This is a genomic window from Phycisphaeraceae bacterium (genome assembly GCA_020639155.1).
Lineage (GTDB): Bacteria > Planctomycetota > Phycisphaerae > Phycisphaerales > UBA1924 > JACKHF01.
The window spans coordinates 1,204,303-1,219,954 of the sequence record JACKHF010000001.1; the positions used below are offsets into that span (position 1 = coordinate 1,204,303).

At 54.6% G+C, this 15,652-nt stretch carries 11 protein-coding genes; 4 read left to right on the forward strand and 7 right to left on the reverse strand.

Annotation, left to right across the window (positions count from 1 at the left end):
• The first annotated feature begins 43 nt into the window (after nucleotides 1–43).
• A complete protein-coding gene (locus tag H6815_05155; GenBank protein MCB9859824.1) occupies nucleotides 44–2,596 on the forward strand; it encodes a hypothetical protein in 2,553 nt (850 codons plus the stop codon).
• 51 nt (nucleotides 2,597–2,647) lie between these two features.
• On the opposite strand, the gene H6815_05160 is transcribed toward H6815_05155, so the two are convergent.
• The 5 genes from H6815_05160 to H6815_05180 all read right to left on the reverse strand — a co-directional run bounded on the left by H6815_05160 (nucleotide 2,648) and on the right by H6815_05180 (nucleotide 7,766).
• Nucleotides 2,648–3,043, reverse strand: a complete 396-nt coding sequence (locus tag H6815_05160; protein ID MCB9859825.1) for a hypothetical protein — start codon at nucleotides 3,041–3,043, stop codon at nucleotides 2,648–2,650.
• Nucleotides 3,044–3,090: 47 nt separating this feature from the next.
• Nucleotides 3,091–3,633 carry a type II secretion system protein gene (locus H6815_05165; GenBank protein ID MCB9859826.1) on the reverse strand — a complete coding sequence of 181 codons (543 nt, stop codon included), beginning with the start codon at nucleotides 3,631–3,633 and terminating at the stop codon, nucleotides 3,091–3,093.
• Between the two features lie 189 nt (nucleotides 3,634–3,822).
• Nucleotides 3,823–4,767, reverse strand: coding sequence for a hypothetical protein (locus H6815_05170; protein MCB9859827.1), 945 nt, complete (start codon nucleotides 4,765–4,767; stop codon nucleotides 3,823–3,825).
• Nucleotides 4,768–5,637: 870 nt separating this feature from the next.
• Complete coding sequence (locus H6815_05175; protein MCB9859828.1) at nucleotides 5,638–6,123, reverse strand: prepilin-type N-terminal cleavage/methylation domain-containing protein; 486 nt, start codon at nucleotides 6,121–6,123, stop codon at nucleotides 5,638–5,640.
• Nucleotides 6,124–7,316: 1,193 nt separating this feature from the next.
• Nucleotides 7,317–7,766 (reverse strand): NUDIX domain-containing protein, encoded by a 450-nt coding sequence (locus H6815_05180; protein MCB9859829.1) that lies wholly within the window; start codon nucleotides 7,764–7,766, stop codon nucleotides 7,317–7,319.
• 152 nt (nucleotides 7,767–7,918) lie between these two features.
• On the opposite strand from H6815_05180, the gene H6815_05185 reads away from it, so the two are divergent.
• The 3 genes from H6815_05185 to H6815_05195 all read left to right on the forward strand — a co-directional run bounded on the left by H6815_05185 (nucleotide 7,919) and on the right by H6815_05195 (nucleotide 12,604).
• Nucleotides 7,919–9,157, forward strand: a complete 1,239-nt coding sequence (locus H6815_05185; protein ID MCB9859830.1) for a ParB/RepB/Spo0J family partition protein — start codon at nucleotides 7,919–7,921, stop codon at nucleotides 9,155–9,157.
• A 762-nt stretch (nucleotides 9,158–9,919) separates the two neighbouring features.
• Nucleotides 9,920–10,471 carry a hypothetical protein gene (locus tag H6815_05190; GenBank protein ID MCB9859831.1) on the forward strand — a complete coding sequence of 184 codons (552 nt, stop codon included), beginning with the start codon at nucleotides 9,920–9,922 and terminating at the stop codon, nucleotides 10,469–10,471.
• Between the two features lie 93 nt (nucleotides 10,472–10,564).
• Nucleotides 10,565–12,604, forward strand: a complete 2,040-nt coding sequence (locus tag H6815_05195) for a hypothetical protein (protein ID MCB9859832.1) — start codon at nucleotides 10,565–10,567, stop codon at nucleotides 12,602–12,604.
• Nucleotides 12,605–12,610: 6 nt separating this feature from the next.
• Here the strand turns inward: H6815_05195 and H6815_05200 are convergent, their stop codons facing one another.
• Together H6815_05200 and H6815_05205 are read right to left on the reverse strand one after the other, a co-directional pair.
• A complete protein-coding gene (locus H6815_05200; protein MCB9859833.1) occupies nucleotides 12,611–14,356 on the reverse strand; it encodes a hypothetical protein in 1,746 nt (581 codons plus the stop codon).
• 95 nt (nucleotides 14,357–14,451) lie between these two features.
• Nucleotides 14,452–15,588, reverse strand: a complete 1,137-nt coding sequence (locus H6815_05205) for a thioredoxin family protein (GenBank protein MCB9859834.1) — start codon at nucleotides 15,586–15,588, stop codon at nucleotides 14,452–14,454.
• Nucleotides 15,589–15,652: the final 64 nt, after the last annotated feature.

Genomic DNA, 15,652 nt, shown 5'->3' on the forward strand with positions numbered 1-15,652 from the left:
ACGGGGAGATGCTGCACAGCAGCAGAAGAGAGAGGAGTTTCGGATGCGTTCAACCGCTTTTCACACTATCACTCGCACTGTTTCGCCACGTGCTGTGCTTTTGGCTGCTGGCTTTGCCGTCTCGGCTCTGGCAACAGGCGTTTCTGCACAGACAACCTACACATGGACAAACCTCTCCGGGGGATTGTGGAACACCGCAGCAAACTGGTCGCCAACGGGCATTCCGGGCGCTGCTGACACAGCGATTCTGGGAGACACCGCGACATACACGGTCTCGGCTGCGGGCGGACCATCCATTGGAATGCTCGAGATGCAGAACGCGATGGCGACACTTGGTGTGCCTGCGGGCAGTTCGCTGTTCGTGCATATGTCGACGGGGCCTGGCGTGATTGTTGTGAACCACGATCTCATGGCTCCTACAACGTATCTGTATCTGTATGGGAACAACGCCACGATTGACAGCCCGGTCGTGCTCAATGCCGATCCGGGTATGGGGATTCCGCTTGATCGTGCGCGTCTCGCGACTAGCACGGGGAGCGGGCAGACACTTGGAACAAGCGCAGTTGTTTCTGGGAGCGGGCGTATCCAGGGCGCGATCATCAACAATGGATTGATCACCGCGACATCGGGCAATGCTTTCGACTTTGTTTCGGCGAACATCACACAGCCCACTACGGGTGTGATTCGTGCTGAGAATGGTGGCACGCTCGCGTTTGGCGCCAGCAGTTCCATTGTGGGCGGTATTGTTGAAGCACACGCGGGTGGTACATCGACTGCCAGTGGCGGACAGCTGATGGACCTTGCGATCATGGGGCCGGGCGAGCTCGGCGTGCAGGCAGGCGGGACGATGTTTGTCTCAGGGTTTGTTGATGGGGATGGCACAATCGTCGTGAACAACGACCAGCAGCCTGCAACGACCTACCTGTATCTGCAAGGGAACAACGCGACATTCGACGCAAGCGTTCGTCTCAACGCCAACCCCGGCGCGGGTGTGCCGCTCGATCGCGCACGGCTCGCGTCAAACTCCGGGTCCGGGCAAACGCTCGGCGAGAACGCGGAGGTGTTCGGCTCGGGTCGGTTGCAGGGCGCGATCATCAACAACGGATTGGTTACCGCAACATCGGGCAATGCGATCGAGTTTGTTTCGGCGAACATCACACAGCCCACGACCGGCGTGATTCGTGCCGAGAATGGTGGCACGCTTACATTTGGTGCGAGCAGTTCCATTGTGGGAGGGATTGTTGAAGCCGACGCAGGTGGCACATCGACTTCCAGTGGCGGACAGTTGATGGACCTTGCCATCATGGGGCCGGGCGAACTCGGCGTGCAAGCGGGCGGATCCATGCTTGTCTCGGGGCTTGTTGATGGGGATGGCACGATTGTCGTGAACAACGACCAGCAGCCTGCAACGACGTATCTCTACCTTCAAGGAAACAACGCGACATTCGACGCAAGCGTTCGTCTCAACGCCAACCCCGGCGCGGGTGTCCCGCTCGATCGCGCACGGCTCGCCTCAAACTCCGGGTCCGGGCAAACACTCAGCGAAAATGCAAAGGTGTTTGGCTCGGGTCGGTTGCAGGGCGTGATCATCAACAACGGTTTGATTACTGCGACATCCGGTAATGCGATCGAGTTTGTTTCGGCGAACATCACACAGCCCACAACGGGCGTGATTCGTGCCGAGAATGGCGGCACGCTCGCGTTTGGCGCCAGCAGCTCCATTGTTGGAGGGGTTGTGGAAGCCGACGCAGGTGGCACATCGACTTCCAGTGGCGGGCAGCTGACGGACCTTGCCATCATGGGGCCGGGCGAGCTCGGCGTGCAAGCGGGCGGATCCATGCTTGTCTCGGGGCTTGTCGATGGTGACGGCACGATCGTCGTGAACAACGACCAGCAGTCCGCAACGACATATCTCTACCTGAATCTCGACAACGCAATGTTTGATGCGCATGTCAGACTCAATGCAAACCCCGCCAGTGGTGTGCCGCTTGATCGAGCACGACTGGCAGCAAACGCTGGCACTGGTCATTCACTTGGAAAGAACTCATTGCTTTCTGGGAACGGGTATCTGCAGGGCAGTATTGTTCACCACGGGCTCATTTCGCCCGGTGACGGAACGGGCGGGATCGGCGAGTTCCAGATGACAGCAGCCCAGACATTCTCCTCAGAAATGAACCTCGATATCGAGCTTGGCGGTGCTGCGACAGGCGAGTTTGATCGTCTTGTCGGGAACGGCGTGCTAGACCTGAACGGCACACTCAACGTGTCATATGTGAACAGCTATGTTCCTGCAGGCAATGAGAGGATCAAAGTGATTGACAACCCGACGGTGAACAATGAGTTTGCGACCGTGAACTTTGCCCAGCGCCTCAGCCCCACAGGGCCCGAGCACGTCGTGTACAACACAAACAATGTGATGGTTGTCATGTGCTTTGCCGATTGTGACGGGAACGGTTCGCTCAGCATCTTTGATTACATCTGCTTCGGCAATGCGTACGCAAGCAACGATCCATATGCGGACTGTAATCTGAGTGGCTCACTCAACATCTTCGATTACATCTGCTTTGGCAATAAGTACGCCGCTGGTTGCCCGTAATGTAACGCATAATGAAGAAGATATCTTGCCCGGGGGACCTCCCGGGTATTTTCATGCGCTGCTGAGCTTGTGTCTGAATATGGTCAGCAGTGTGAGCTGGACCAGACCAAAGAGTGTACCGAAGGGAAGATACCACAACTGGAACGCGCCGAGCGCCATCATCCCCCACCACCATATCTGTGCGTGCTCACCCCTGCCAAGAAACATCCACGCCAGCGAAACGGCACACCCGATCACCCCCATGACAAGGAACGCGATATGCATGCTCCTCGCGTGGGGATCGATTCCGACGAGCGAAACGATCTTTGACCATGGGCCGTACTGGCCCGCGTAGCTTCCTGATTTCGGCGTGACGAGATCACCTTTGACAACTGCATGTGTGCCATCGATTGCCCACCACGAGCAAACGAGCAACGCACACAACGTAATGATCACGCGGATCAGCATGGGTGGAGTATACAACTCATTGTCGTGGTTTCGCGGCGAAACGAGCGTTATTTATCTGCTGCTGCTGCTGCTGCTGCTGCTGCATCGGATTTGCCTTTGGATGAGACGCCCTTTGTCTCTCCAAGTCCGATGATGTTTGTTCCGTTCACTTCGTTGTAGAGCTCGATCGTGAGCACACCTGTCTTTGCCTCATAGACCCGCGCGCGAATAGATCCGGACTCGGGGTTATACCACCAGCCCGCATCTGGATCGGCAGGTGATGATGTCTTGTCCACAGGATGGACGTCGTTGTAGTTGAGTCCGGTCTCTATCTCAAGCACTGGAGCTCCGGATGCTGCAAGCGGGTTTGCTGAGAACACGTCGCCAAGAATGTCTTCCAGATTCGACTTGGGCCATGTGCCGTACTCGTAGTATGCCGCTTCGATCGCACTTTGGAGATTTCGTGCCGACATCTTTGCCGAGACAATCGACGCTCTGGTTGAGGCGTATCCAACGCGAGGAACCGCAATCGCGACGATAACACCGATCACCACCATCACGGTGACGAGTTCGATCATCGAGAATGCACGACGGGCTTGTGACAAAGACATGGTCCTCCATGCATGTGTATCGACAGAGTAGAATTACCTATGTACAAGGAGAAGTACGGGGTTGCGGCCATCTATCCGGCGTGTGTGGTTTGCACAGATTGTTCCACTCTTCGAATCGCCTCAGAGGCCAGTATATCGCCGATTCTGGCGTGCTTTGAAGCATTATGAGAACAAAGGAAGCGAGAGTTTTTAAGCTGCTACAAGCCGCCAATCGATTGCAATAACCGCAAGCAGTTGCAGCACGAGGTTGATGGCTATCCCTGTATAGATTCGATGGCGCATTGCGAACGCATGGAGTACCGGATTGTCGTGATAGGGATCGGTGCGCGATTCGTACTCCTCGTGTTCGAGTGGAACAACGAAGGACTCGCAACCACATTCGGGGCAGATCGTGATTGTTTCGGCGCTCCCAGGTTTGTAGCCGCATTGCTCGCACCGGCTCCGCGCGAGAAACTCTTCATGCGACATCCCGACTTCGTCAGGTTCAAACACAAGTTTTTCGCGTGAGATATCGGCAATATCCGGCATTGCCTCGTTCGTGTCACGCACAATAAACTCTGCGCAGCCGCACTCCGGACACAGAGTGATTCTGGTTGAATCGCCGGGTTGATAGCCACATTGGGCGCACGCGGTCGGGCAAGAATCGACCTCGGATTCATGCGAGATACGAAGTGCTTCTTCTCGTGTGCCAAGAAAATGAAAGGATGGGCGGACTGGTATCGCGTATGCGATACCAACGGGCAGGACGAGCACTCCCCACCAGAAGGGAACGAGCGAGACATCGGCGAGCAGTTTACTCCTCTGTGGAGTGGAGGAGGTTGGCGCATCCGCGTATACGTGCAGGATGAAGCTTATAGAAAGCACGCACAAAGGAACAATGACGAACATCTTCTGAAACGCAGTGACGCGTATGCGTCGCCATGCAGTTTCAAGCCAGACCATCCAGGCAATCGCCAGACATGTGTAGGTTATGAAGTACACTGCAGGATGTGTCGAGAACATCGGCACCATGAACCAGCCGACAATCTGCAGCAGCACAGATAGAACAAGAATGATTGCGATGCACAGAAAACGACGCTGGCTGATCTGGTGCAGCGCAATAGGGGATGAAGAGTTGGATTGTGATGCATCCATTCGGGTAGTTATACGTCAGCACATCCAATCATGTAGTTTGCAAACTGCATCTGTATCAATGAAACAACCCACCAGATGCAGTACATGATCATGCGTGCCTTGAACGAAAGAAGCATCGGCAGCAAGGAGAGTGTCCGCCTGAGCACCGTTGATCCAGCGAGCGCATCCTGTTCCAACTCGAACGAGTCACTGCCGCACTCCGGACACGTTGTAATCCGAGGTGAGGGACCGGGTTTGTAACCGCACGAGACGCATGCTCGCTGGTGCAGGAGGTTCTCTTCCGCTTCTTGCTCATCCCTTTGCCGGGTCAGATCCAGAAAGGAGGCTGCTGTGGTTGAATGTGGTCTGGCAGGAAGCTGATACACACAAGAGAGTATCAACCAAGCGAATGCACCTGTAATCGGAATGATTCCTATACCGTTGTCAGCGTGTGGGTCATATAAGCTTGCCCCGCTGACATAGTTCTGAACAACGGGATGCTGCGCAACAGTGACAAAAAGGACGATCAGTGGCAACAGGACGATCACCAGCATCGGCTTGCAGCGAAACATTTGTCTACAGACGAGCTCACACCAGAGCGTTTGAAGAGCTAGCCAGGCTATCGAGCCAGCTGTGTTGAGATGGATCATTTCCCGAGTGGAAAAGTTTTCAAAGCTCGTCAGAAGGCTGCCGGGCCAGAGCATTCCGATATACGAAAAAGACCAGCACACGAAGACAGCGCACGAGAGAAGAAAGCAGATGAACCGACGAGGAGGAATGGCAACATTGATCGCAAGAAGTTTGGGCCTGGGGGGTTCCGGCATCCGCTGTCCAATCTGTCCCAACCAATGATATGACACGACATGGTCGGATGTGCTGGCAGGCCCAGTGCTACTTCGCAGTCTGAGCGATAGCGCTGATAGAGCAGCCGTTGATCGTGTTGTATAGGTTGATGGTTCTTGCGTCGTTTCCCTGGGCTGATACCCGCCCTCGGAACGATCCCGATGCATTGTTGTACCACCAGCCAGCGCGATTGTCCGCAGTGCTCGTCGTCTTTGCAGTGGGATGGAAGTCTGTTGCGCTCAGGCCTGTCGGCTGTTCAAGTACAGCAGCACCCTCCGGCGCAAACGGGTTTGGATGCTGGATTCGCCCCGCGAAATCATTGATGCTGAGCGAGGGCCACGCGCTGTAATCGGTGTAATACGTCTCGATGTAGCAGTTAAACTCTCGAACAGAGAACTGTGCAGCATTGGTGCGTGAGTTGCTTGTGGCGCTTGCCATCCGCGGGATCGCGATTGAGACGATCACGCCAATAACCACAATAACAACCACCAGTTCAATGAGCGAGAACGCGCGATTCGAGCTCCACTGCTTCATGCATATCTGAATCGGCACATAGTGCGCGAAACTGCGGAGAAACCCATCGGTTTGCTGCGATTTGGTGGGTCTGTGACGTCTGTGCGGCGCATATGTAACGCCCCACTGCTTTTCACATATCGTGAAACATCATGTGCCTGAGAACATGATGCAGACGTGGGTGATCATGCTGAGCCATGCAAGAGTTGCAAACGTCGCACGAATAGAGCGCATGTCGGCAAGGTCTCGCAGGAATACCTTGGTCTGCTTCTGTGACCACTTGGTGCTGCAGAGCGTGTGATGCTGCCTGAACCTGATTCCGCCGCATTCGGGGCAACAACGCATGAAGGCCAGTTTGCCGGGAAGATACCCGCATGTGTCACAGACCGCGAAGTCATTAATAACGAAGCTGGTACATTCGCTTCCAGTATGCTGATTGCTGCCAAAAGACTGAATGTGGGGACAGAGTCATCTGGATGCATCCAGTTGAAGCTGGCGTTGCAAGCCAGCACAACAAGAAAAAGTGCGCTCCCCTGCATTCCAACAGATATGCCGAACAAAAACCGGCCATCTGTGCTGACATGCGATGGAGCAATCCAACAGCCATATCCGCAGCAGCAGGTGAATATAGCGAGCGTCAGACCGACGAATATGAGGAGAAATCTCTGAGGGAGCGCTCTTGCGGTCAGATTGGCATACATGTGCTTCATCGACCACAGGCACATCATTCCAAACAGTACAAAGTACCCAAGGGCGATCAGCGATCGAAAACTGAGCGAGTGATGATCCATCGACCACGCAACAGCAACGAGCAGCCAGGCCATCATTTCACCAATGATGAATAAGACGCCAACGAAATAGAGCGTGTAGATACGATTGGAATCAGTCTGCTTTGGAACCGTGTGGCACATATGCGTATTTCGTTTTCGGCGCTGTGGATCTATCGTGTACGCCATAGTGATGCGCGAGTTCAGCTAAACTCTCAAATAATATAGGACTATGATAGACATCATTTACATATTGCGAGATTTCTTGGTATCGCAATGATTCAGGTCATCTCGAAATGCAGAGATCTCGTTGCTCTTCGTGGAACATGTGGTGTACAGCGGAACAAGAGTAGGGATAACGAACACGGATGATTGGCGTTCGTGCTCGATCATCGCGAGCCGAGCTGCGGGCAGTTGGAGCAGCACTTCGTGAGCGAAATAGTCAAACTAGAGTGTGCATTCAGATAGGAACACATCGGTGTCAACGCCGGCAGCGATGAACGCCCGGACCCCCACTGGCCGGATGTCGAGATCGACAATGCTGGCTACTTCTATCCATTCAAATGCGATATCCGCTTCGGAGCTGGGTACGGGACAGTCAGATGACAAGGTGTGTTCCACGTGGAACACAAGATTGATCTCGTGATGTGCTCGACCTTTCTGGTCAGTAAACGTGTGCTCGTGGGTAAGGAGGAGGGGGCCTGCGGTTACTGATAATCCTGTTTCCTCTCGCATCTCTCGTTCGAGAGCAATCTGGGCAGGTTCGCAGAACTCGACATGGCCACCCGGAAGGTACATGTAGTTGCGATCAATGCTTTTACAGAGCAGGATCTTTGATCCCGATTGGATCAAACCGCGAGCGATGATCTCGATTTGTTGTGCGTACTTGTGTGACATCACCCCTCCATTATGCTGCTGTAACTCATCATACGGAACTGGCATATGAGACCCGCCTATATGACAGCCTCGTCCAGAAGGCCAGGCAAGCAACATTCTGTATGTATTAGGCTAAAATGTGTTTGATTGAACATCCCTACGGAGGAATACGGATGGCACACCGTCGCAATGCGAAACCAACCAGACTCGGCAAGGGGTTGCGCAACATGATCGATATCCCGGTACGTGTCGATGTGCCGAATGAGATCGAATTAAGGTCTAATAACATCGTCGAAAACAAACCTGTTGATCGAGTTTCGGCATCCCCCTTTGTTGTGCCTTCACACACTCCCGAACCTCCCTTTGTTGTTGTTGTGAATCAGCCCGAAGATGAAAGCAGCGAGTCTTCTGCAGCAGCTTCTGATACCGCTTTTCAGCAGGCACATGAGTCTGAGATCCACGAAGATGGAGCTGTTGTTGCTGAAGCGGTGGACGATTCAAACACGCTTCATGCTCCAATCGCGAATGCTGGGAAACAACCGACCGACGCTATTCAACTTGATAAGTCCTATAATACGACTTTGAACGATGACGCTGATCGTATTGAGATGATCAATGTTGAGGTGATTGCGCCAAGTCCGTACCAGCCGCGACGAAAGATGGACGAGGCTGGGCTCGTTGGGCTTGCTGCTTCGATTCGTCGGAGTGGGATGATGCAGCCTGTGCTTGTTCGGCCGATTGCGAACGAGAATGGTGGGGCAGCCTACGAACTGGTCGCTGGTGAACGACGCTGGCGTGCAGCTGTGCGTGCTGGATTGCTGCGAGTGCCTGCTCTGGTTCGCCATCTGAGCAATGAAGAGGCAGCTGAACAGTCGCTCGTTGAGAATGTGCAGCGTGAGGATCTTCCTCCAATGGATCGTGCGTGGGCGCTCCGTCGGATGGCGGAACAGTTTGGTTTGACGCAGACAGAGCTTGCAGATCGTGTCGGGCTTGAGCGTTCAAGTGTTGCGAACCTCCAACGGCTGACCGAACTCGAACCGGAACTGCAGGAGCATATTGACGCAGGCTCACTGTCCACCGGTCATGGCAAGGCGCTTTTATCCTGTGAGCCAGGCAAGCGCCGTATTGAGCTTGGCAAGCAGGCGGCAGAAGCTGGTTGGAGTGTTCGCAAGCTTGAGCAGATGGTGAAATCCTCGACATCGCAGGTCTCGACGCGGTCACCAGCGACCACCCCTGTGCGCCCCGCTGTGCATCAGGAGATTGAAAAGAAACTGGCTGAACATCTTGGAACTCGTGTGCGCCTGCGAACCGACAAGGCTGGAAAGCGGGGAACCCTGACAATGGATTTTTATGACCTGGATCACTTTGAAGGGTTGATGCAACGGCTCGGGTTTGACACGAACAAGCTGTAACAACAATCTTTCAATGCGTGTTTGAAGTACTTGATTTTGCAGACACGGCGAATCTGTTTGCATTTCGTTTGTTCATATAGAAACACCAAGACAATAATCAAGGGAAAGTCCTTGGTTCATTCCCTTGTGCATGAATAGGTATTCATTCGATGTGCTTCAAGCAATGTGTATTGTTTGTTCTTTCCATCGTTGCGATAAACGATCACTGATAGGCAAGCATTCTTGCAATGCTGAAGGCGCTTTGTTTTTCGGTTGATAACTACTGACGACTCCCCATGTCTGACATAATTTTGTGTCGATTGGTATAAATCGAGTTGAAACTACATTAAAATAGGTGTATAACCTAGTTCTCTATATCGTGAGTTCTTACTGCTGGGGGTAGAAAGGGTGCTTTGCCTCAGTAACTGTGTGCGATTTGTTCGCACCGCATGTGCGGCGGCGTAGTTACCATGTCCCACACCATTCAATCTTTGTTTATATCATCAGTTATATTCTCTGCAAACAAATATATGCACCGTCATGGTGCCCAATCGCCCGTACCTTGCACGCCATCATAGTGTGTTGGTTTGGTTACATTATCAGAGTTTTTGCGTTTGAGCTTGTGTCGTATTTCGTTTTCTGATTCCAGATTCATAGGTTCGCGCCAGCGTTTGGCGATGTGTGAGCAGTGCAACAGGTTCCCGCATGGGGCTCGCAATCACGAGGATCAGATATCACAGATTTAGGCCGAAACATTTACTTGTTTTGGTGGAGGACAATGAAATGGCAAAGAAGAGAACCACAAAGTCGGGCACAACTGCGAAGAAAACAACCGGTCGCAAGCGTGGTCGCCCCGCTGGCTCGAAGAACAAAAAAACGTCAACAGCGGGCGGCCTGCGTGGTATCTCCACACAAGCCCTGTATGACGAGTTGTATCGTCGTTCTCACATACTTGCTGAACGTCGCGACGAGCTTCTCGCTGAGCTTGACATGATCGACGCCGAAATGGCATCGCTTGGAGCGTCTTCGTCACAGCCAACTCGTCGTAGCGCGACACGCGCGTCCACCAAACGCGTCAGCACAGGTGGGAAGCGTGCGTCGACGAAGAAGCGCCGTGGCGGCGGTCGTCGCAAGGGCAAGGGAGGCTCAACACTTGAGGACTCGCTTGTTGCTGTCCTGACGGGCAAGACCATGGGTGTGACCGAGGTTGCGGATGCGGTGTTGAAAGCTGGGTACAAGTCTGATTCACCCAACTTCCGCACAATCGTGAACCAGTGCCTGACCAAGAGTGATCGCATCAAGAAGATCGCTCGTGGGCAGTACACAGCGGCCTGATCTCGACTTTTCTAGCATATCTGGACGCCGCACGTATCCTCTTGGATATGTGCGGTGTTCTTTGTGCGCACTGTGTTTGCGTACAATCTGGACATGAAACATTCTGCGAGCCAATGCGTTGCGCTGCTTTCTCTATGTCTGATGGGTGTTGTGAGAGCGATGGGACAGCAGCCCTCAGCGAATCAGCCTATCTCGTTTGATGATCTTCCCCCGGCGGTGAAGCTCGGTGTGCGTGTCGAGCAGGTGCGCCGGCAGGTTCCCGTGCTGAGCGAAGTTGTGATTGTGCCAGGTCCAGCGGAAGCGGTTGATGCGATTGCTGGGTGGTCGCTGGGCGCGCGATATCCCGTTCTTATTGATGATGGTTCGAGTGATGCTCGCGAGCTGATTGGGTTGTTTGTTCGCGCGTACAAACCGGAACGTGTGCTGCGTCTGGCAGACATGAAAGCCCGGTCGCTGGCGGCAGATGATCGGAAGACTGCTGCTGCATATGCGCTGCTTGGTGCGTGGCGCAATCCTGGTGTTGATCAGACTGGTTCTTCGATTGGCAAACTCTGGCAGGATGTCGGATTTAAGCCGGTTGGTGTTGTTGTGACAAGCATCGATTCTCCCGCGTGGGCGAGCGCTGTGGCGCTGGCTGCAGGACATGGGCAGCTGCTCGTGTGGGCAGATCTGCCAACAAATCACAATCAGCCGTTGACAAACGAGCAGGTGCTTCAGATATCAAAGCAGGTTGATGCCGGTATTGTGCAGGCGATTGATGAGGATGCTGCGCTTGCTGAAATGAATCTTGTATGGCGAGGGGCCGGAGATGATCTTGATGGGCTGACCTTCTGTGGCGGAATCGGCTCGAAGCTGTTGCATTCTGAGAATAACTATCTTGCAACGACAGATGTGCTGACGCGCACGCTGGTCGAAGAGAACGGCACTTTCATACCGGGCGAGCGCTGGGCGTGGGGTGGGCAAATCTTTGGAACACCAGCACGCTCTATGTATGATGCGATGTGCGCATTGTTTCTTCAACCGGAGCGTGCGTGGCTGTTTGATACCTATCCCACAGGCATGCCATGGGGCCAGTACAACCTCACTTCGGCGAGTCATCAGTTTGCAGATGCAAAGATCGAGGTTGAGGTTCACAGACCGCCGGAGACCGATCTTGCCGGGCTTGCGCGGATGGGTGCGATTGATGCAGGCGTGGTCTTTGTCACAAGCAAAGGACCGTCGTGGAACTTTGATCTGCACGGAAGCCGTGCGCCCGCGGGCAGAGCGCGCCCGGGTGATTGGCCGATGCTGAAAAAACCGGTCGCAGCATACATGGTTCACTCGTTTTCGTGTGAGAATCCAGGGATTCGCTCTACGGTAGCGGGGAGGTTACTGGCGAGAGGCGCGTACGCGTTCTTCGGGTCGGTGCAGGAGCCCACGCTTGCGGCGTTTCTACCGAGTGAGCTCATAGCGAAACGTTGGCTTGCGCCCGCTCCGATGGGCGCTGCCATGCGGTTCGATGATGGTGCGGCAAGCAAGCTCGCAATGATCGGCGATCCATTGATCACATTTGGGCCTCCCGCACAGCGACTGCCGGGCACGCTTGTGAACTCAAGCAACCCGGCTGGGGAGCAGCAGCTTGTCCAAGTTCAGGATGCACTCGCGGAGCAGTTGAAGTCTGGCGATCTGGCAGGTGGGTTCAGGACGCTGGTCATGCTCGGGCGTGATGATGATGCAGCAAAGTTGGCCGCTGCGACATTGCGGGATAAGCCTGAGTGGATGACACCTGCAGCTGCTGAGATAGCGCTGTTTGTCGGCGCGCGTGCGGGCGATGCTGCGGTTGTGAAAGAGTGCTTCCTTCGTCTGGATTCCAGAATGAAGGACCAGATGCTCTGCCGCGACGCGCTCTGGCTGACAGTGGGGGCGGAGCTTGTGGCGACAGGCCGCGCAACACAGGAGGTCGAGGACCTGCTCCGCACCTACATGCGAGAGGACATGGTGGATCGCGACGGTGCTGCAATCGTTCGTGCGATTCGCGAGACTCAGGGGAAATCAGCTGCACAGAACTATGCGAGCACATTCCGCGAGACACTCCCGAGTGAGGGGTACAAGACACGCTTCGATCTAGAAATGCGTGATGCGCTGCGTGAATAAGTGTGCTCACCACTCCCTTACTGCACGCTCCAGCACAGGGTCTCTGCCCGCGCGAAAATCATCGATAGTCGGTTTAATCATGATGTCCGGGACCACACCTACACTGGTGATGGGTTTATTTAACGGTGTGCGCTCCAGGAGCGCCGGGATGTTGACGCGTATCCCACTGTTGGGGAGTGTGAGAAAGAACAGTGTGCCCGCGGTAGGCCCCTGCGCGTTCCCTGCTGTGGGCTCGCCGATGAGTTTGAGTCGATCGCCCAGTTGCTCGTCGAGTGTTGCGACGAGCATGGTTGTTCCCGATGCGTTATATGGTCCTGTGAGTATCGTCAACGGGCCACGATACCGGTTTTGATGCGGCGAGAGTGTCTGCACGCCGCCCGTGACCTCTGGCTTGAGTTCATACATCCCGTTATCGAGTTTGATAAACGCATTGTCGGGCATGCTCATCGCAGCCGGATCCCAGGTCGTCATGTTGGCTTTGAGCGCGTCGTCAAATCGGTAGTTCTTTACGAGGGGGGCTCTAAATGTGAGTGGCTCTTCGATCAGGTAGCTCGCAAGCGCCCACACTGCATCGCCGGAACCTCCACCGTTGTTCCGAAGATCGATCACAAGGTGGGTGATACCCGCGACAGTGATACTTTGAAAGTACGGTTTGAGTGTTTCTGCTGCGTTCACCGTGTTTCGATAGTTGATGAAGCTGTCAATGGTCAGCACCGCTGTTTCGTTGAAGAGCTCGAGCGAGATAGAGTCTGCAAAGTTTGCCGGTTCACCAGCAAATGTTTGCTCCCATTGCGTCAACGTGATCGCGTTTACTAGTTCCTTGCGCGATATGTTGTTCTCATCAACCACTTCGAGCTGAAAGTCGTCGCGCCAGCCCACACTCAGCGGAAGGAAGTGTTCCAGTCCCGTGTCGGCATACTCGTACGCGGTGTCGAGACGCGTGGTCCTGATCGAGTCAACATTTCCGTCTACCTGCATAGTCGGGGCGATCATCTTGATGAGAAACTCGACCGCGATGCCGTTGATCGATGTAATCTCATCGCCCCGACGCAACTCTGTGATATCTTCCCGCACATCATCAATAATCATGCGATTGTCGATGATCCTGAACGTGAAAGGCAGATGTGTTGGCGTCGACTGGCGATATGTCGTCAATGATTCCGGCGCCTCTGCGCGCGTATGCCCACACCCGATCGCTGCAACCAGCAATGCGATGTCGCGATAGAACACAGTCTGCTGCACTCCGTTTGCGTACGCAATTCCCAGCAGGTCGAACTCTGCATCGAGCTTTGGCTTTGACGTATATCGATATATCCCCGGGTGAATAGTCTCAAGCGCGTGACGGAACAGTACGACATCCTCCATCGCCTGCTCAGATGTTAATTTTGGATCGTCGTAGAGTTTGATGGCGCGCCATGGGACAAGCGAGTCGCGCTCGATCGCGTGCGTCATGCCGCTGATTCTGCCGTCACGGAGCACGCCAGTCGAGCGGTACTCTGTCGACGCGTCGTGTGTGACGAAAGAGAACGACAGGCCATTCCAGTGTGGCGTGACGATTGTCTGCTCAAGCTCTGAGTCGTAAAACGTGCCAGTGAGTCGTATGCCCAGCGCGGTTCTGATATCGAGTTGCTTGTAATACGGAACAGAATCGGGGAAGACGCGCAGATCAACACGCCAGGTTCCGACGAGATCCTCTGGATCGGGCACAAGTGCGGGCAGACAGAGTGCAGCGAGAGCAGCGGTCACGAGCATAGTGGGCTCCTGCAACTGGAGAGGGCAGTCTGAAAGACAGTTCTTCGGTTGTCGTTATCGCTCAGATTCGTGAGCCGGCATGAAAATGCAGCGTGCTATTCGCTCCACGCTTTGATGAGTATCTCGCGTGCGGCGTTGTCGTACTCTGTTGGAAACTCGTGCGCCTCGCCTGTGAGCTTCTGGAGCGCTGCGTGTGCGTTGACAGCAACCGATCGATAGAACCGAAGTTCGGTCTCGGGCACATCCGCGGGGACGGTAGGAAATGCGCGAACGAGTGTGTCCTTCGCATGTTCTACCGCGTCAGCATGATGCTCGGCAATTGACACGATGGCATCGATGGATGCTTTGGTCAGACTGTTGCGGCCCTCGCCCGATGTTGCAAACGGCGCGATCACGTCTATTGAGCGAGCATCGCCGCACCGCGCGAGTGCCTTGACTGCGTTGATGCGCAGCACGTTCGGATTCTTTGAGCCGTCGGGCGTTGTGAGGAGTGATTCCAGCTTTTCACGAACACTTCCGTCGCCATGCTCAGCGAGTAAGCCGCAGACAAGGAAGCGGAGTTGATCGTGCGGCGTATCGAGAATCTCTGCAGCAGCTGCGACCACGCGCGCGGGATCGTCCTTTGCGACGCGCTGGACTGCGCGATAGCGCACAACAACATCGGGGTGCTTCAAATACTCCGCTGCACGATCGATTTTGACGTCGTCACCTTCAAGCGATGCAGCGATGGTATCAATCTCGATGAGTTTCTGCGTTGTTAGTTCGGCCTGCTGTGTGACTTTCGGCTCTGCTGATGCAACGCCTGTACGGAATGTGTTGAGCTCGCGTCCTGTGTCACCGATGACGTTCATGGTGTAAGGATCAACGAGAAAATGCTGGGGCCAGGACGTGATCCCGAAGCGGATTGCGACGCGCTCGTTCTTGCGGTCGGCCTCGTCGTGAGAAAAATCCTGGTACACGTACATCCATATCACATCGTCGTAGGACGATGCAAGATCGGGATTCACGAGCAGGTTCTTCTCCATCACAACGCAATGCGGGCAGTAGGTCTTTGTCGAGTACACAAAGATGGGTTTGCCTTGGTCGGCCGCCATCTGCTGGGCGGTTGCAAAGTCGCGCACCCACGGCGGTCCCACGGGCGGCGTCTTGCTCTCGCCGTATTCTGCAGGTTGGGCGAACGCCCCGGAGCAGAGCATGAGTGGAGCAACAAGCGATGGCAGGATGTGGCGCATGGGCGGCCTTTCTCTGGGAAGGACGGGTTTGGAAGTCACATTGTAACAGATCTTGGAAAAATGT